Below are 18,208 nucleotides of genomic sequence, written 5' to 3'. Positions count from 1 at the left end.
GTGTACAGTCGCGACGCCAGCATAGACACTGGATGGCCAGCAGCAGTAGCTTTCGCTCATAATACAGAAGAGGTTTCGAAGGTCGTCAAATTAGCGAACAAATATGAATTTTCGATCATTCCACGTGGCGCAGGCAGCAATGTTTGTGGTGGAGTTATCCCTGCAAAACCTGATTGTCTTATTCTTGTCGTTGCAAGGATGAATAAAGTTGTAGATCTCGATTTAGAGAATTTTCTAATAACTGTTGAGCCAGGAATGGTATGTCTAGATCTAAATAACTACATAGAACCATACGGCTTTTACTTCGTGCCAGATCCCGCAAGCGATAAAACAGCGACCATTGGTGGCATGGTTAATAATAATAGCGGCGGAATTCGCGCAGTCAAATACGGTGTCACAGAACAATGGGTGATGGGTCTTGAAGTTGTATTAGCCGATGGGACAGTCGTTCACATTGGCAATAAAGCTATTAAATACGTTTGTGGTTATGATCTAGTTTCTCTCTTCGTAGGTTCAGAAGGAACTTTAGGTATTATAACAAAAGCAATGCTAAAAATGCAGCCGCTGCCTGAGGTCCGCCTCGTAGCTAGTGGTTATTTTGATACCGCCTTTGCCGCAGGTAAGTGCGTCAGAGAAATCATTCGGAGAGGCTTTGACCCTTCAGGCACCGAAATAATGGATTATAAGACACTTACAGCTGTAGAAGAGTATTCTGGTAAGGTAAAATTCCCTGAATGCGGTGCTGTAGTAGTTGTTGAACTTGACGGAAATAGAGAAGATGTAGAAATGCGTCTTGATCGATTAGAATTAGTCTTTAAAGAAATGGGCGCACTTCAAACCGAGGTCGCAAGAGATGCAGAAACATGCGAACAAGTGTGGGCGGCAAGAAAGGCAGCATTCCCAGCACTAACTTTGCGAAGACCTACTGCTCGTATGGAGGACGTAAGTGTCCCACTCGAAAATTTACCCGTTATGTTCCAAAAAATTGATGAAGTTAGTGAAAAGAATGGAATTGAAATAGCGACGTTTGGTCACGCAGGAGATGGCAACTTACACCCGATACTTCTCTGGGACGAAAGAGATCCAGATCAGCATAGACGCGCATTACAAACTTTAATTGATTTATGGCATGCTGCGGTAGATTTGGAGGGAACTGTAACTGGCGAGCACGGAATCGGAGTTTCTAAACTTATGATGATGCCGGTGGAACATGAAGCGGCAGTACTTGAGTTAACGAAAAAAATCAAACAAGCCTTTGACCCAAAAAACATACTGTGTCCTGGTCATGTCATACCTATTCCAGGGCAAAAATTCTTTACTGAGGAGGATGTACGCTAAAATGACGAAAGAAAACGTAGTTTCAGGCACAATGCTACCACAAAGATTCGAAAAAATGATTATTTCCGAAGATTCCGAAACTGAGACGTACAGATGTGTAAGATGTGGCTTCTGTAGGTTTGCATGTCCAATTTTTGACGCGACTAAAGTAGCTACTTTCAATTGCAGAGGTAGAATTATGGTTGAGCGTGCCCTTATCGAAGGAGGACTTCCTATTGACCAAAGGGTTCTTGATCTTCTTTATACCTGCACGTTGTGCAAACTCTGCGAAACGCATTGCCCTGCTAAGATCAAAGTCACGGACGTGATGCATCACGTCAGAGAGTGGCTTGCTGAACAAGAACATGCCCTTGATGAGCATAAGGCAATCGCAAGCAACATATTGGAGATAGGAAATACTCACGCTCAGGATCCCGCTATCTTCAAAGAGGTTTTTGGTGAGATAATTGCAGCTCTTCCAAAGGAATCTTCTACTCTTTACTATGCTGGATGTGTTGGAACAATTGATTATCCAGAGAATTCACTCGCTGGAATCAAACTGTTGAAAGAAGCAGGAGAAGAATTCATAATGCTTGATTCAGAATATTGCTGTGGAGGTTATCTCAACTGGCTAGGGTTTACAAAGGACTTCAAAAAAGAAGCTGAGAAAAATATAGAAATCTTCAAATCACGTGGAATTGAGACCATTATTACGGCATGTCCAATGTGTGCATCGGTTTTCAATAATGATTATAAGGAAGTCTCGGAAGATATGCCAAAGGCTTATCATATTACGGAAGTTCTCGAACGCTTGGTTGATGAAGGAAAAATAAAACTTACGCGACCACTCGAAGCAAAGGTTACTTTCAAAGATCCTTGTCACCTCGGTAGATATGCACAGGTTTACGACGCTCCACGAAAACTGATCGAAAGTATTCCAGACGTTGAGTTCGTTGAGTTACCCGAAACTATGGGCGAAGCAAGATGCTGTGGTGGACCTATTCGTGTTCCTTATACTGCCTTGAGAAATGATCTAACCGATGAGATCGTAAGAGACGCCGCTAAGTTAGGTGCTCAATTTGTTGTGACGTCATGTCCAACATGTCACCATAGTCTAAGTATGAGAGCCTACAGAGAACGTATTCGCGTTTTAGAATTGCCAAGACTTGTTGCCTATTCAGCAGGTGTAGTTGACAGTTATCGCTAAATGTGACAAGTATCTTACCACGCATTACAAGTGTATGGGGATATATTTGTACATCAGTTTCTCCACTTTTTTTAAAAATTTAAATTATGGAGTCACGCTGACATTATCAAAGAAGAATTGAATGAAAAACAACCGAACATTAGGTCATAGTAGTTTGGAGGTGTTCACGAAGTAGGAGGCTCGTTAAATGAATGCATTGGAAAATAAAACGGCAGAAAATATCTTGGTGATTGGCGGCGGAATGGCTGGAATGTATGCCTCGCTAGACATTGCAAATCAAGGCTATACGGCTTTTCTAGTAGAGAAACGAGAAACGATTGGAGGAAGATTTTCGCAGGTTTACAAAATCTTTCCGACTGATGAGTGCTCAGCTTGACCACTTACGCCCCTTATGTCAAGTGTTGCCAGAAACGATAATGTTCGCTTGTTTACTCTTACCGAAGTCTTAGAGGTAAATGGCGAACCAGGGAATTTTACGGTAAAACTTAAGCAAAATCCTAGATATATCGATCCAGACAAATGCACAGGATGTCAAAAATGCATGGATGAATGCCCTGTTGAAGTGACGTCAGAATATGATATGAATCTTGGTGTCCGAAAAGCAATCTACCTTCCTTTTCCACAAGCAGTACCTCAGATTCCTCGCTTAGATAAAGAGAACTGTATTGACTGTGGCATGTGTGAGCTGGTATGCCCTGCTGAAGCAGTGAATCATGAAGATTTTGAAAAAATCTTCGAAATCGAAGTTGGTTCGATAATCGTAGCAACGGGTTTTGATGAGTTTAATCCTGAACCATTAAAACAATTTGGATATGGATACTACGAAAATGTTGTTACATCACTTCAATTCGAGCGAATGATGCATCCTACAGGTCCAACTCAGGGCAAGATAGTGAGACCTTCTGATGGAAAAGAACCACGCAGAGTATTATGGGTTCAATGTGTGGGCTCTAGGAGTGAAAAAGAAGTCGGCAATAAATTCTGTAACCGGGTCTGCTGTATGTTTGCATTAAAACAAGCTAGAGCCTATAAACTGCAATCAAAAGGAAAAGGACAGGCAGACCTTTGCTATATAGATATAAGATCCTCAGGAAAACTGTACGAGGAATACTACAGGGACACACGAAATAATTATATGCCTAATTTAATTCGCGGTAAAGTGGCGGAAATTCAAGAAAACGAAGAAACAAAAGACTTAATCATCTGGGTTGAAGACACTAATACTGGAGAGGTTTCTCAGATCAAAGATGTTGATCTTGTTGTCTTATCTAGCTCATTTGTTCCATCCGAAGGGACAAACGAACTATGCCAAACATTAAGCGTTGAAATTAGCGATGATGGATTTCCCCTGGAAGTCAACAGTTATCATCCAATCGAAACAACTCGACCTGGAATCTTTATGGCGGGTGTGGCAACAGGCTCAAAAGATGCTGTGGATACAGTTACTCAAGCAAGAGCTGCGGCATCGTCTGCAGTGAACCTTTTATCTGGTTCCCCACCATATATCAAATCATATGCACCTAAAACGGAATTAGAAGGTTCTGGCGAGATTCGACTTGGCGTTTTTGTATGTCACTGCGGTGGCAATATCGCAAATTACATCGATATAACAGAAGTCATGGAATATGCGAAGACATTACCTGGCGTGATCTACGTAGATAATAATGAATTCTTCTGTAGTGAGCCAGGGCAACAGCAAATCAGCGAGAAAATAAAGGAACTCAATATTAATCGAGTTTTAGTGGCGGCATGTTCTCCTTTACTCCATGAGGACACATTTAGGACTCTTTTAGAGTCTGCTGGAATAAGTAAGTACTATCTTGAATATGTGAACATAAGAGACCAAGCAGCGCAAGTTCATATGCAGACACCAAAAGAAGCCACCGAAAAAGCAAAGGACTTGATCAGGGCTGGCATTGCACGAGCACTACATCTTGAGATTGTGCCATATCGGATGGTATCAGTTGTCAACGAGGCTCTTGTTATTGGTGGTGGAGTTGCTGGAATGTCAGCTACCCTTGATTTATCTAATCAAGGATTCAATGTTCACCTCGTAGAGAAAGAATTGCAACTGGGTGGTCGTCTCAATTCTCTTTACAGAGTATTTCCAGAAAAAACTGAAGCTAGCCAAATTTTGGATGAATTAACTGCACAGATAACTAATGCTCCCAATATCTCGGTTTACCTTGAGTCTTCGTTGGAATCCCTTGATGGTCACATCGGTGATTTTACAGCTAAAATTAGGAGAAATAATGGAGCAAATACCGATATTAACGTTGGAGCTATTATCGTGGCTGTCGGAACAAATACATATACTCCCAAAGATGGCGAATACGGTTACAATACTGTTCCACGTGTTGTAACTTCTCTTGAATTCGAGGAACTGCTCAAAACTCGTAATTTTGATCAAGATCCAAAGCGCATTGTCTTTATTCAATGCGTTGGGTCACGAGAAGAAGACGGAAACAAATACTGCTCCCGAGTGTGTTGCGGCGTATCACTGAAAAATGCGCAGAACGTTAGAGAACTCTTTCCGAACTGTCAAACCTTTGTCCTCTTTAAAGAGGACCTACGACCTGTTGGAAGGTATATGGAAGAGTTTTATCTAACTACAAGAAAGCAATATCGTACCAATTTTATGCGATGGACAGAAGAAAGACCCCCAATGGTTACGGAAGCCCAAAATGGTAATGCTCTGGTGCAAATATACGATACCCTTTTACGAACTACATTCGAGATAGACGCCGATTATATAGTGCTAGCGGTAGGACAAGAACCTCCTGAAGGCTTTGATGAACTGTGTAAGATAACAGGGGTTACTCGCTCTTCTGATGGTTTTCTTGAGCCTATCCACATAAAATTCAAACCTGTTGAAACACGAAAAGATGGTGTGTACGTAGCAGGGACCATTCTATCTCCACGAAGCATAAGCGACTCAATAGTGTTAGGTAAAGCCGCAGCGTCGGCAGCAAGTGTGCTTTTACAACAGAAAGAGATTCAACTTGAACTAATCAAGGCTGTATGTGACGAGAATCTTTGTAGCGGATGTAAGGTGTGCGTAATAGCCTGTCCATATGATGCTATAACTACTAAAGAAACTGAAGCAGGAGAACTCGTTTCGGTTACTGATGAAATTGAATGCAAGGGCTGCGGATCCTGTATTGTAGCATGTCCCTCTGGCGCTAGAGAACTTCGATACTGGCGGGATGAGCAATTCTATCCACAAATTGAATCGCTTTTAGCTGAAAGCAAGCAAAAATCATTACTTCTTGTTTTTGCTTGTGAAAAATGTGGATATGGTGCTGCTGACTTAGCTGGACTTTCAAAACTTCAATATGACTATCGTACTCGAATTATACGCGTGCCATGTACTGGTCGTGTTGACACACCGTGGTTACTTAAAGCATTTTCACTCGGCGCAGATGGCGTCGCAGTAGTCGGATGACACAAAGGCGACTGTGCATATATTGACGGCAACCTACAAGCAGAAAAATCCGTTGGATTGGCTGAGAAACTCCTTGAAACTATGGGCTTTGGTGAAGGCAGAACTGTAATGTACTTCCTTTCATCTGCGGAAGCAGAAAAATTCAGAGAAGCAATGCAAACTTTTGGCGAAAGTATTTCGAAACTTGGACCCAATCCGTCGCGCATAACTCAAACTAGAACGGAATGATCTCTCTCGGGAAACCCTTTCGGGACTGAGAGAAGGACTGGCTCCCTACGCAGGGATGCTTCTTATATATAACTTTCATAAGAATATCTTTCCATAAGACAATTAGGAGGACGTATCAATGGGTAAACTTGAAGATTATGAACTTCCAGATGACCTATATTATACAACTGAACATTCTTGGGCAAAAGTAGAAGGAGATTCTGTCGTGGTCGGCGTAACCGATTTTGCGCAGGCTATGGCTGAAAAGATTCAGGCTGTGCAATTACCTTTTGAAGGCGAGTCAGTAGAGTTCATGAAACCTTTTGGAACACTAGAAAGCGGCAAGTGGACAGGCAAGATTTATGCCCCAGTCTCAGGTGAAGTTACTGCGTTCAATGAAGGATTGTGGGATGATGCCTCACTTGTCAACAAGGATCCCTACAGCGCTGGTTGGATGATCAAAATTACTCCATCCAATTTGGATGAAGATCTTTCAAAACTTATGAAAGGTGGCACTGACGAATTTGTTCAATGGCAACTTGCCGAAATTGAGCGTGTAAAGAAGGAAGTAGAGGAATCAAAGAAGGAATAGGATTTGGAAAACGAAAAGGTAATAAAGATTTCAGATCTAGACTTGAGCCTCGCAGAGGAATTTATCGAGGACATGTCATTTGATCTCTTTGCTTGCTATCAGTGTGGCACATGCACTGGTAGCTGTCCTGTAGCACGGTTCGGTGGCGAAGAATTCAGTCCGAGAAATATCATTCGACTTATCATGTTGGGGGATCGAGAAGCAGTATTGCGCAATCCGCTCATTTGGTTGTGCACAGGCTGTTATGTATGCGAGGAACGTTGCCCTCAAGATGTAAAACCTCCAAAGATCATCGTTCACCTCAGGAACATTGCGGCTAAGGAGAACATTATACCAAGCGTATGGTCAGATATCGCAGCCAATATCTTAACATTTGGTCTTATGAACGAGATTGGGGAGTTCGAGAACAAAGTCCGTAAAACTCGTTTCAAACTTCCTGAACTACCAACTCCTGACGCTGATACAATGCGAAAACTCGCTGAAAAGATTAAGTTTGACAGATTAGTCCATTATAAACCTCCTGAAGAAGAAACTGGTGAATAAAAGTGAAGTACGCTCTTTTTCTAGGTTGTACAATTCCCGAAAAAATGAACGGCTACGAAACCTCTTCCCGCGTGGTCGCAAGGGAACTTGGGGTAGAACTGATCGATCTCCCTAATTCAGGATGTTGTGGTTCTCCTATCGTTCGCTCAATGGACGAACAATATTGGACGTTATTGTCAGCTAGAATTTTAGCTACAGCCGAAGAAATGGGCTTGGATCTTTGCTGTTTATGCAACGGCTGCGTAGGCTCAATCATGCATGCAAATGAGTACTTGAAGAAGGATAAAATCGCAAGGGAACGTATTAACGATATTCTGTCAGACTTTGATCTAGAATATAAAGGCACACTTGAAGTGAAACATCTTCTCAAAATTCTTTATGAGGATGTTGGACTTTCACGAATAAAGGAACACCTTGAGATACCGTTTAAAGACGGGCTTAAGATTGGGGCATACTATGGATGTCACATGCTTCGCCCTTCTGAGCTTACGCACCATGGAGACCCCGAGCGACCTACGCATATGGATGAAATCATAAATCTTACGGGAGCTATTGCATCAGATTATGAGGGGAAAATATCCTGCTGTGGAGCCCCCGTCTTAAGTAATGCCCCGGAGATCGCTTGGCGTCTGACACATCGTATCATATCTACTGCGCACGACGCAGACCTTAAGGGTCTCATAACAATATGTCCATTTTGCTCTCTTAGCCTCGATTTAAATCAGATCAAGGTTAAAGAACTCTGGGAACTTGACTATGATATCCCTGTTCTTCACCTACCGCAACTGTTGGGACTTTCAATGGGCTATGGGGTCAGAGAACTTGGCATATTTGAAAACAGAATTAAGAGTGCGATGAAATTCCCTCGATTTCTTTTAAAAAATGAATGATAGAAGCATAGCCTTATCAAATACTTAAAATATGTGATTAACTCATGATCGAATTTGAGCGAAGTCTAAAGTTTGCAAAAGAACTGGACTTGATGGATCCATTAGCTAAATTTCGAGCAATGTTCCACTATCCCAACTCCATAATCTATTTTTGTGGCAACTCATTAGGTCTTCAACCAAAAACAGCAAGAACTGAAATAGATAGAATCCTAAAGACATGGGAGGAGATTGGTGTTGAAGGATGGTTTCATGGGTCAAAAAACTGGTTTTCCTATTCAGATGATTTAGTAAACAGCTTGGCACGAATTATAGGTGCACATCCAGAAGAAGTTTCAATAATGAACTCTTTGACTGTCAATCTTCATCTTCTTCTAGTAAGTTTTTACCGTCCTACTTCAGACAGACACCGAATATTGATTGAAGAACATGCTTTTCCAAGTGATCAATATGCTTTAAAATCCCAAATCCGTTTTCATGGCTATGACGTTAATGATTCTCTACTAGAAGTTAAGGCAAGAGCTGGTGAACATACGCTTAGGACAGAAGACATTATTGAAGCAATAGATGAATCTATCGCCTTAGTCCTTTTTTCTGGAATCAACTATCTTACTGGTCAAGCATTTGACATGGAAGCCATCACTAAAGCTGCCCATGCAAAAGGGGCAGCTGTTGGCTTTGATCTTGCACATGCAGTAGGAAATATCCCTCTTGAATTGCATGATTGGAATGTAGATTTTGCCGTTTGGTGTAATTATAAGTATCTTAACGCTGGTCCTGGTGGAATAAGTGCCTGTTTTATACATAAAAACAACTTTGAGAAAGATCTCCCTCGATTTGATGGCTGGTGGGGTGGGGAACGTGAGACAATGTTCCTAATGGAGCCAGATATCAACCCAGCGCTTGGAGCTTCCGGTTGGCAAATAAGTACTCATCCTGTGCTTTTATTAGCAAGTTTGAAAGCAGCGTTAGACGTTTGGGATAAGTTAGAGGACCTCTCCCTATTTTATAAGAAAAGAGATTTGTTAACTGGCTATTTAGAATTCTTGATAAAAGAACTAGGTCCTGAAAATTACGAGATAATTACCCCTTCAAAAGCTAATGAGCGAGGATGCCAACTCTCAATTCGAACTCTCAAAAATGGTAAAAAATTATTTAATACATTGATAGATCGGGGGGTAACCGTTGATTGGAGGGAGCCTGATATAATCCGTGTTGCCCCCAATCCTTTGTACAATACATTTGAAGAAGTTTTTTTGTTTGCTGAGATACTTGCAGAAGCAGTACAATGATTTCATCACTTGTTGATTGTTCCTGTAAAAGGTAGCGGGATAACCTAAGAGAAAGTTTGTAAGGCGCTATCCTCACTCTTCTGTTTTGAATACATATTCACCATAAGGATTTCCAGCACACATTGCTTTAGGACGTTCCCATTTAGCCTTTGGGTTTATGGTCTTACAAACAATATCTACAAAGGGTAAGACCCAATCGCTGAGATCTTTGTACGAAGTTTTAAACGGAGACTTTGTGACTTTAACTCTAGCAATTGTTTTAGACCGCTCAAGCCAAGTATATTCGTACCCACAGAGCTCATACCAGATGTCCCACCACTTTGCCCATGCTTCAGCATCATTGCCCTCTATTTTGAAAGCTGCTAGAAACGTGGCGGTAAGATTATTTATTCTATCCTCCATTTTGCAGAGCCTTTCATATACTTTAAGTGCTGTAGCTGCACCGCATTCCTCGCGGATTGCATATAGATAGCCTTTATGGATGGAGATATAGGCTCTGATAGCAAAATCGTATTTTAGTTCCAAAGGTATCATTATTTTCTTATCCATAGTTTCCTCATCTCCCTTCGACTGAGTAATTTTTTAGCGCCCCTTACTATGATGTCAAAAAATCCGATGCCTGTGAACATGAATTATTGGGCTCTGCTTCGTCGCGAGTTCTTCATAGTCAGCATCATGACTCCGATTGGGACGGCGTGCATCATCACCCACTATATATTGTATCTTAATCTTAAAAATGTATTTTTTCAGATTATTTCACTCTTTTCTGTGTATACGAGCTACCATCAGTATCAATAAAACGAAAAAACAAGTATTTTTCTCTTCTAAGAACTTGTAAAATAAAAAGATTTTATGAGAAATACGAAAATGAGGAGTCCATCTCATCAACGCTTGAATAGTCATCACTGAGACTTGACGGGTGGCTTGCAGTTTTAAACCAGTTGATCAGCTGTTCTTCATTCGTTTCTGTTATAACTTTATTCTTTTTAAGAAGTTCTTTGAAGGTTCTCTCTCTTATAGGGATCGGTAATCTAACGCCTGTCCTTTTTTTGACTTCCCAACGCAATTTAGAAAGTACATAGCGAACAGGGAACTTCTTCAAGCGTTTACTGATTTCTTCGCGCCCCATGATTCCCAATTTGATAGATTCCTGTATAACCCTTTCATTATCGCACATTGTATTAACAAAGCAGTCTTCATGAATTACATGATGACCCTGTACCACAATAACGTTGCTAATAGAAACTTTTTCACCGCACAGAATACATCGCAACTTGACGCCATCCCTTAATGCCTGCGAAATCAACTCTGAAATTACTGTGTATGGTTCTAAGCTAATAAAAGGATCATGATTACAGGGCAGAGGATCTTCATATTCATCTTCCATCAAATTTCCACTCCGTGCTTTCTCAAACGAAACAAAGAATATATTCGTGTTTTAAATACGTTTCCAAATAAACACTATTTCAATAAAACCTATTTCGTAATCCCTAAATCTTACACTTTACAACAACAAAAAAACCTTTGGGCAACTATTTTAATGCGAATATTCAAAGAACCTTTGAGCAACTATTTTTCCCCGGTCGCCCCCAAGAACATTAGGAATGTGTCATACATCTTTTTAATGCGAATATTCCTGAAATGTGCCAGTTGAAAGAATCGATACAAATCGTCTACGCCCATTGGTTTTTCATCTTCCCAGATCCACTCTTTCCCAAATTTTTTGTATCCGTAGTTGAGAATCCCTAGCAATCCAGCGCGATAGGGCACTATGGCAAGTACCTTACCTTTCGGTTTAACAACTCGTCTCATCTCTGCTAATGCTAAGCTTGGTTTTTCAAAATGTTCTAGCAAACCAACGCTCCATACCGCATCAAAAGTGTTCTCGCTAAACGGTAAGTTGAATGCATCCGTCACAACGAATTTAGCAAGTGGATTTTGAGCAGAATATTTCTTGGCTAATTGCAAGGCAGAGGCTGAAAAATCAGCACCAATTACATCTATACCTTTTACACGTATTTTCAGCGAGCATTGCGCAGTGCCACATCCTACTTCTAAAATTAAGCCTTTGATTCGCTTTCTAGCAAAACGTGCAAATGTAGAGGAGAAATAATGCTCCCTTAAAAAGTAGATAAGCGAATGAAGAGTAGACTGGCGAACATGTTGTTTTTCCCAGACTGAGTCCCATGTATCCTTACTCATTAAAAATCCTCAGAACTTATTTGCCTAATAATTGCCTAAATACTACTCGAAGATAGCCTGGGCCAACTTTGAAATATCGTAACTTAGAAGTCCCTCCTCCTCTCCTATGATAATGAATTGGAACCTCTATAACCCTAAAATCCTTTTTGTAAATTTTTAGATGAATTTCTGGATGTATTTCAAATCCTTCAGATTTAAGTTCTACTTTTTCTATTGCCTTCTGTCTCATAGCACGAAATCCCGTCGTTAAATCATTTACAAAAGTCCGCAAGAAGAGCTTGCTTAATACATTATATAAGCCACTTATGATAATTCGGGATCGAGGCATGTCTGCCCTCCCTCCCTTCATATAACGAGATCCGATAACCAAGTCTGCTCCGTTTTTAATTCCTTGAATGAGCTTAGGAATTTCTTTAGGATCGTGTGAGAAGTCCCCATCCATTGTAATAATAACATCATTGTTTTTCGCAGCCTTGATTCCCTCTCGCAATGTTAAACCGACGCCACACACTCCATCCGCTCGGAAAACCGGCGTAAGGTTTGTCATCTTCTTTGACAATTCTTTGAGAATAGTAGTTGTGTTATCATTACTATTATCATCAACGATTATTATTTGATTTTGAATCTTTAATTGACGCAATACATTATCTATATCGTTCACAAGTTTTTCTATGTTTTCTTCTTCGTTATGCGCAGGAACTACGACCGCAACCTTCATTAATGTCTTCTCCAGAAGAAATCAAGCGTAAATTCTCTTTTTCTACTCCAATGTCGTCCTATAGATTAAGAACAATTAGATAATGTCGTCTCTTTTAACTTAATCGGTGTGAGTTCTTTTCAAAAAAGAAGTTTGTTCAGTTAAGAAAGAGAAAAGGAAATGACATTACATCAACTTAATCTCTTCATATGAACGGATCAGTCTAGGAAGTATTTCAAAAACTTTTTTTACTGCTGGAACAACTTTAAATCGCTGGGAATTCCAATCTGCTTCAATTAAGCCGCGCCATTCAAGCCAGTATAATCTAAGTTTTGTTTTATATCTGCCTAACTCGACCATGTCTGCAATTTGCTCTAAAGCATTGTTCTCAGTACCAATACGATCGATTATACGCAGTAATGAACTTGCACGTAGAATGTTAATCAACAAAAGTATGAGAAGCGGTCTCATCATGCCATTGCCTGTCTTGGCTGAAATTGGTATGATCGGGTATCCAGTAAGTCCTAGAAGCCCTCTTATTTCTTCAACGCTCTTTGCCCCAGGTAAATCTTGTTTATTAGCTGCTATCACGCAGGGAATTGATGCAACAATCTGTATTTCTTGCATCTCTTGCCAGATTTCATTGAAATTTTCGATATTAGGATTTGCGGAATCTACCATGAAAATCATGCCGTCAGCCCCTTCAGATAAGATTTGCCGCAAAATCGAGAACCTGACAAGTCCAGGCGTTCCAAAGAGAAAAGCTGGAATGCCTAAAACATCTACTGTCCCATGGTCAAGAGCAACTGTGGTTCCTGACTTATCTAACGAAATAGCTGATTCTTTGGCAAGTGATTGTACAAGGGTAGATTTCCCAGAACTGAACGCGCCCGTTATAATTATCTTCATATATGTCTCCCTTCAGCTAATTGTGTTATCTACAGTGATGCCTCTTTTTATCTATTGTGGAAAACAATATCACCAATATGTTAAAGCTGACTCTTTTGCTTGTTTCTTTTTTAGAGGATATTATGTCTTTATTACATCAAGCTAAGCTTCAAAAATTAATAAAGTCTCATTCTTCCTGAGGTTTTGTAACTCAAGTCCCGCATTCTTGCTTGATTCCAATTAGGAATTTGATGAATTGTATTATTGGGGAATTTTTCCTCGGCAATATGTTCAACAGTATAACCGACGTTATTTGTTTTTGTCATTTATGAAAGTTCTTTATCATTCTGTTGTGGACAAATGTCTTCTCAGGGGTTGTTTATTCTATACATTTTGATCGTTATGTAAACTCGCTTGCCATTAACTATTTATATAAGAAACGATCAGATATTTGCCAATTTCCTAAAACATTCACATTGTTTTACATATATAAAATAAAAATAAAAAATTTAAAATTTGGGGAAAACAATGTCAAAAACATTCGCGCGTGATGCAACAGGTCTTGTCCGAGAGATTGGTTGGTTTACAGCTATGACAACTGTTATGTGCTACGTTATCGGCGGTGGTATCAATTTGCACTCAGTAAGGGACTTCCCAGGTGCTGGATGGGGGGCTAACATTCCACTTGGTTTTGCAATCGGAGCTATTCCAGCGGTTTGTACTGCATGGGCATTTGCACTTATGGCGACTTCTATGCCACGTTCTGGTGGTCCTTACGTGTGGGTATCCAGAGTTCTGGGTCCATACGCAGGCTTTGTCGCCTCCTGGGCTTGGTGGTTTGGTACAGCTACAGCATACGGCTCATTAGCGGTTTGGGACGTCTGGTTCTGGGGATTATGTCTACAGTTAGCAGGCGCATCCACAAACAATGTTGGTACCTATAACGCAGGAACCGTTTTGGCTAATAATCCTGTCGCATGGATCGTTGTCGGTCTTGTTATATTAGTCATATTCTGGGCTCTGGCGATATTAGGTGTTGACATTTACGGCAAAGTGCTCAATGCCATGTTTATCGTCGCTGTCATTGGAAGCTTCATCACGATGGGTGTATATGCGGCTGCAGCAGCCGGAGGCGGAGAGGCCGCAATGGCAACGGCTTGGAACGCCAGCCCGTTCGGAAATCCCGCTACTCAGTTCTACTATGCTAGCTATGACCAGGTAATGGCCGCTGGAGCGCCTGGATGGACCGCTCCGTTCTCATGGTCGGCTACGCTTACATTCATGGCTGTCGGTGCAATATGGGCTTACATCGGTTATACTGCTACCGCCTTCATTGGTGGTGAAGTAAAGACACCAAAGAGGAACATGCTCATTGGCCTAGGCTTAGGTACAATCCTGATCGCAGTATATTATGTCACAATTTCCCAACTAATGTACGGATCAGTCGGAAACTTCGTGAAAGCCTACGCGTATTGTGATGCCAATGGCATCGTAATAAACGGGAATTCTCCTAGCGTAGTTGCAGTGTTACCAACATTTGCGGCGATTTTAGTGCATGGAAACCCTGCCCTAGCTGTGTACATAGCAATTACAGGAGCTATTTGGCTGGCCAACGATATCCCGCCATTTCTGATCACAAGCAGCAGAACACTGTTTGCTTGGGCGTTTGACAGAGCGTTTCCGCTAAGATTTGCGGAGGTAAGCGATAGATGGCACAGCCCGGTCTGGGCTGTTAATTTAACGGCGATCTTAGGTGTCCTCGGAGTCTTCCAAACTACAGGTGAAGACATGGGTGTTACACCTATTCTAGGAACTTGGTTTGCCGTGGTAGCAACGCAGACGTTCATGGACGTCGTCATGATGTGGACTGGATGTCTAACAGCCATGATGTTACCGTACCTGCGAAAAGATCTCTTCGAGAAGGGCGCATCGTTCAAAATTGGACCATTACCGCTTTTAGCGGCCTTAGGGTTCATCGGATTTATCGCTAATACATACGTACTCGTAGTAAGTGCAGGCGCTCTAATACCCGGTGGTGTGCCCGTGCTCATGGTGTGGTTCACGCTCTCTATCTTAGTATGGCTCTATATGCAAACTAAGAACAGAGATATGGGTATCGATGTCGATACAATATACGCAGAGATCCCGCCTGAATAGCGATAGCACCAGCCCATCAAAATCTCTCTTTTCCTCTTTTTTTTATTCTTACGCAGCTAAAACGAATCTATAATACTCTGTTTTTTGCCCATTAAACTCAACTTTCCTTATCGAAAAACATTTTAAAAAAACTGTATTATTAGAGGATGAATTCGTAAAAGGTGCAACAAGTACTCAAGAAAACTGACACAGTGAACATAAAAATTGACCTATATGGAGGTAGTAACATGACAAGAACCAGAGTTTTCTTTACTACAGATGTACATGGATCAGAGCAATGTTGGCGTAAATTTCTCAATGTTACAACATTTTATAAAGAGATTGACGTAGCTCTACTTGGTGGGGATACTACGGGTAAGGTTATTGTCCCGATTGTTGAACAAAACGATGGATCATGGAAGGCGTCGTTTAATAAGGATTATCACGTAAAAACCGAAGAGGAACTTCAAGAAGTAGAGAGAATCATACGCTACTGTGGCTCATATCCCTTTCGAACTACGCCAGCTGGTGTGGAAGAACTTGAAAATGATAAAAAGGCCTTAGATACGTTATTTGATGAGGTCATCGTTTCAGAAATTGAACGTTGGATGGGTCTAGTTGAGGAAAAGGTTCCAGAACATGTAAAAGTGATTGTGAACCCAGGTAACGATGATAGTTTTTTAATTGATGATGTCATCCGAAAGGCTGAAAGGGTCATTTATCCTTTAGACGATGTGGTTTATCTCGATGATACTGAAAATCATCCAATGATAAGTTTAGAGTGGGTGAATCCAACACCTTGGGACTCTCCTAGAGAATGTTCCGAAAAAGAATTACGGAAAAAAATCGATAAATTATTTGACATGGTCGAACCAAGTGATTATAGAAAATTAATTTGTAATTTTCACACTCCGCCATATGGTACCCGTCTCGATGAAGCACCAAAACTGACCAAAGATCTAAAGACAATTCAAGTTGCGGGTCACCAACTTACCCAACCGGTAGGTAGTAAAGCCGTACGCGAGGCAATTCTTGAAAATGAACCTTTACTTGGCATTCATGGCCATATCCACGAATCTGCAGGAGCTGTAACGCTTGGCAAAACACAACTTGTAAATCCAGGTTCTGAATATGGTGAAGGCATCTTAAGGGGATACATCATCGATTTAACAGAAGATGGCATTGAGAAGTTCTGGGGAACAAGAGGATAAACAACTTCAAAGAGTAGAGGAATTTCATGCAAAGTTAGTTATACACTCTATTCATCAAAGACCTTGAAATGCTATTGATTGTCAATGACACAGCTAGAATCAAATACTGAAACAGCTATTTTCGAGAAGCCAAGCTATTCCTCTTTCTACTTAAAAATATTTTAGGGCTGGTCTTTCTATTAATGGGAATTGATAATAATTATAAAGTGTGGATCATATACATAATTTCACATCTCGGATCGTAAGGTTAGTTGTTCAACAAGGATGATAATAGAAAACATTGGATGCCAAAGGTAGCTTGTGAGGATTTAATTTGAGTAAAAAGACCTATGAAAAAGATAAAATCATTTCAGCCAAAAGTTTAGGAGGGGTAGCAGCTGTTTTACTTATAATAGGCGTGTTTATAATTCTTGCTTACCCCTATATCGGAATTTCTATGATTTTTATAGGTATTGGATCGCTGATCTATACAATGAGGACTCAAAGAGGCAGAATTGAAACTCTCGCCGAAGAGGACTTTGTTGATTATTTAAGAACAAGGGTTAAGAAAAATAAAGGCATCGCAATCTGGTATGACATACAGGAAGACGTGTCTCTCTATAAAGCTAAGGCTAAGTATATTCTTACAGGTAATACTGGGAAGGCTGATGGTGTCTTCCTCGCGCGCATAGCGGCTGTAATGACACCACAATGGGATGTAGTTACCATGATCTTTAATTTTAAAGATTGGGTAACAAAGTCAAATGTAGTTGACGTTGTGAAATCTGCAGAAAGATACATGCTGGAGAAAAAAGTAAAATTTGCGTTCGTTATTGTAAATGGACGCGGATTTGAGCGTCCAGCAAAAGACGTTACTTTAAATGTAAGAACACGGGAAATCGGATTGGTACTTTCCGACCCAAAGCGCAAAATCATAGTGCGGGCAGATACATGGTTGAGCAAACAAATCCTCAAAATGTTAAAACTCAAGGATTTTAAGACGCTGACGACGGAAAGAGAGTTTGAGTTTGATTAACTGATTGATTGGCTCATTAAATAAGCCAGAATGATTTTTTAGTTGCCTTCAAAAATTTCTGGTGTTTCCACGTCAAGGTTCCACCAAGGTTTACTCCACTTTTTGTCAGATTTAGGAAGCTGTTCTAAAAGATCTTCAATTTTGGTCGTAATGTCGGATATTTGATTGGGTGATGCTCCAGTTGATTCAAGAAAATCTTTATTATGTAAGATATTCGCAAGGTTTAAGCGAACAGTTTTAAGGATTTTTTTATCCGAGAGGATTTTCTTCAACTTTTCTACATCAATTGCTTCTGGTCCTTCATCAAGAGGATGATCAAGGAAGGCTGCACTCACATCTTTTATATCTTTCTTTTCCATCCCTATGACAATCTTATCTTTATTATAATGATCGTAGTGAAGTTGCCTATATAAAACTCCTGCTGCTTCTAGCTCAGGAATGACATCTTTGCCCATATCCAATATAAATTGGCATTTCGTGGCGATCATTTTTTCTAGACCGATAGTATATAACAGTTTTTTCGGGTCTTCTTTGAGTTCATCCTCGACATTAACCGTGTGCCTCATGTC

17 protein-coding genes are annotated in these 18,208 nt (G+C 40.6%); 11 read left to right on the top strand and 6 right to left on the bottom strand.

The features are described from left to right. The 8 genes from QVB70_RS02700 to kynU form a co-directional block, all read left to right on the top strand. The coding region (locus QVB70_RS02700) for an FAD-binding oxidoreductase (RefSeq protein WP_287583111.1) at window positions 1-1,338 on the top strand (1,338 nt) is incomplete at its 5' end. 1 nt (window position 1,339) lies between these two features. Beyond that, a complete protein-coding gene (locus tag QVB70_RS02695; RefSeq protein ID WP_287583109.1) occupies window positions 1,340-2,524 on the top strand; it encodes a (Fe-S)-binding protein in 1,185 nt (394 codons plus the stop codon). A 187-nt stretch (window positions 2,525-2,711) separates the two neighbouring features. Continuing rightward, window positions 2,712-2,900 carry an NAD(P)-binding protein gene (locus QVB70_RS02690; protein ID WP_287583107.1) on the top strand — a complete coding sequence of 63 codons (189 nt, stop codon included), beginning with the start codon at window positions 2,712-2,714 and terminating at the stop codon, window positions 2,898-2,900. 15 nt (window positions 2,901-2,915) lie between these two features. Then, window positions 2,916-6,197 carry a hydrogenase iron-sulfur subunit gene (locus QVB70_RS02685; protein ID WP_287583113.1) on the top strand — a complete coding sequence of 1,094 codons (3,282 nt, stop codon included), beginning with the start codon at window positions 2,916-2,918 and terminating at the stop codon, window positions 6,195-6,197. Between the two features lie 118 nt (window positions 6,198-6,315). Next, window positions 6,316-6,768, top strand: a complete 453-nt coding sequence (locus QVB70_RS02680; protein ID WP_287583105.1) for a glycine cleavage system protein GcvH — start codon at window positions 6,316-6,318, stop codon at window positions 6,766-6,768. Between the two features lie 3 nt (window positions 6,769-6,771). Further along, window positions 6,772-7,311 (top strand): 4Fe-4S dicluster domain-containing protein, encoded by a 540-nt coding sequence (locus QVB70_RS02675; RefSeq protein ID WP_287583103.1) that lies wholly within the window; start codon window positions 6,772-6,774, stop codon window positions 7,309-7,311. Between the two features lie 2 nt (window positions 7,312-7,313). Continuing rightward, on the top strand, window positions 7,314-8,201 hold the full coding sequence (locus QVB70_RS02670) for a CoB--CoM heterodisulfide reductase iron-sulfur subunit B family protein (protein WP_287583101.1): 888 nt from the start codon (window positions 7,314-7,316) through the stop codon (window positions 8,199-8,201). 44 nt (window positions 8,202-8,245) lie between these two features. Further along, on the top strand, window positions 8,246-9,490 hold the full coding sequence (kynU, locus tag QVB70_RS02665) for a kynureninase (protein ID WP_287583099.1): 1,245 nt from the start codon (window positions 8,246-8,248) through the stop codon (window positions 9,488-9,490). Between the two features lie 72 nt (window positions 9,491-9,562). On the opposite strand, the gene QVB70_RS02660 is transcribed toward kynU, so the two are convergent. From QVB70_RS02660 to QVB70_RS02640, 5 genes are all read right to left on the bottom strand, one after another. Then, window positions 9,563-10,039 carry a hypothetical protein gene (locus QVB70_RS02660; protein WP_287583098.1) on the bottom strand — a complete coding sequence of 159 codons (477 nt, stop codon included), beginning with the start codon at window positions 10,037-10,039 and terminating at the stop codon, window positions 9,563-9,565. A gap of 301 nt (window positions 10,040-10,340) precedes the next feature. Next, entirely contained in the window at window positions 10,341-10,877 is a 537-nt protein-coding gene (locus QVB70_RS02655; protein WP_287583095.1) for a hypothetical protein, read from the bottom strand. A gap of 182 nt (window positions 10,878-11,059) precedes the next feature. Further along, window positions 11,060-11,692: a class I SAM-dependent methyltransferase gene (locus tag QVB70_RS02650; protein ID WP_287583093.1), complete on the bottom strand. Its 633-nt coding sequence runs from the start codon at window positions 11,690-11,692 to the stop codon at window positions 11,060-11,062. A gap of 16 nt (window positions 11,693-11,708) precedes the next feature. Next, the gene (locus tag QVB70_RS02645; RefSeq protein ID WP_287583091.1) at window positions 11,709-12,410 is read right to left on the bottom strand and encodes a glycosyltransferase; all 702 of its coding nucleotides are present in this window, start codon (window positions 12,408-12,410) and stop codon (window positions 11,709-11,711) included. 165 nt (window positions 12,411-12,575) lie between these two features. Continuing rightward, window positions 12,576-13,298, bottom strand: coding sequence for a GTP-binding protein (locus tag QVB70_RS02640; protein ID WP_287583089.1), 723 nt, complete (start codon window positions 13,296-13,298; stop codon window positions 12,576-12,578). 507 nt (window positions 13,299-13,805) lie between these two features. Between QVB70_RS02640 and QVB70_RS02635 the strand changes: the two genes are divergently transcribed. The 3 genes from QVB70_RS02635 (at window position 13,806) to QVB70_RS02625 (ending at window position 17,639) form a co-directional block, all read left to right on the top strand. Further along, on the top strand, window positions 13,806-15,434 hold the full coding sequence (locus tag QVB70_RS02635; RefSeq protein WP_287583087.1) for an APC family permease: 1,629 nt from the start codon (window positions 13,806-13,808) through the stop codon (window positions 15,432-15,434). A gap of 227 nt (window positions 15,435-15,661) precedes the next feature. Further along, window positions 15,662-16,624 (top strand): hypothetical protein, encoded by a 963-nt coding sequence (locus QVB70_RS02630; protein ID WP_287583085.1) that lies wholly within the window; start codon window positions 15,662-15,664, stop codon window positions 16,622-16,624. 313 nt (window positions 16,625-16,937) lie between these two features. Further along, a complete protein-coding gene (locus QVB70_RS02625) occupies window positions 16,938-17,639 on the top strand; it encodes a hypothetical protein (RefSeq protein ID WP_287583083.1) in 702 nt (233 codons plus the stop codon). Between the two features lie 38 nt (window positions 17,640-17,677). Here QVB70_RS02625 and QVB70_RS02620 read toward each other — a convergent pair. Continuing rightward, window positions 17,678-18,208, bottom strand: a 531-nt coding sequence (locus QVB70_RS02620; RefSeq protein WP_287583081.1) for a hypothetical protein, incomplete at its 5' end; no start/stop codon positions are given.

The organism is Candidatus Borrarchaeum sp., assembly GCF_019058535.1.
Classification (GTDB): domain Archaea; phylum Asgardarchaeota; class Sifarchaeia; order Borrarchaeales; family Borrarchaeaceae; genus Borrarchaeum; species Borrarchaeum weybense.
This window is presented reverse-complemented; position numbering and strand designations above follow the sequence as displayed.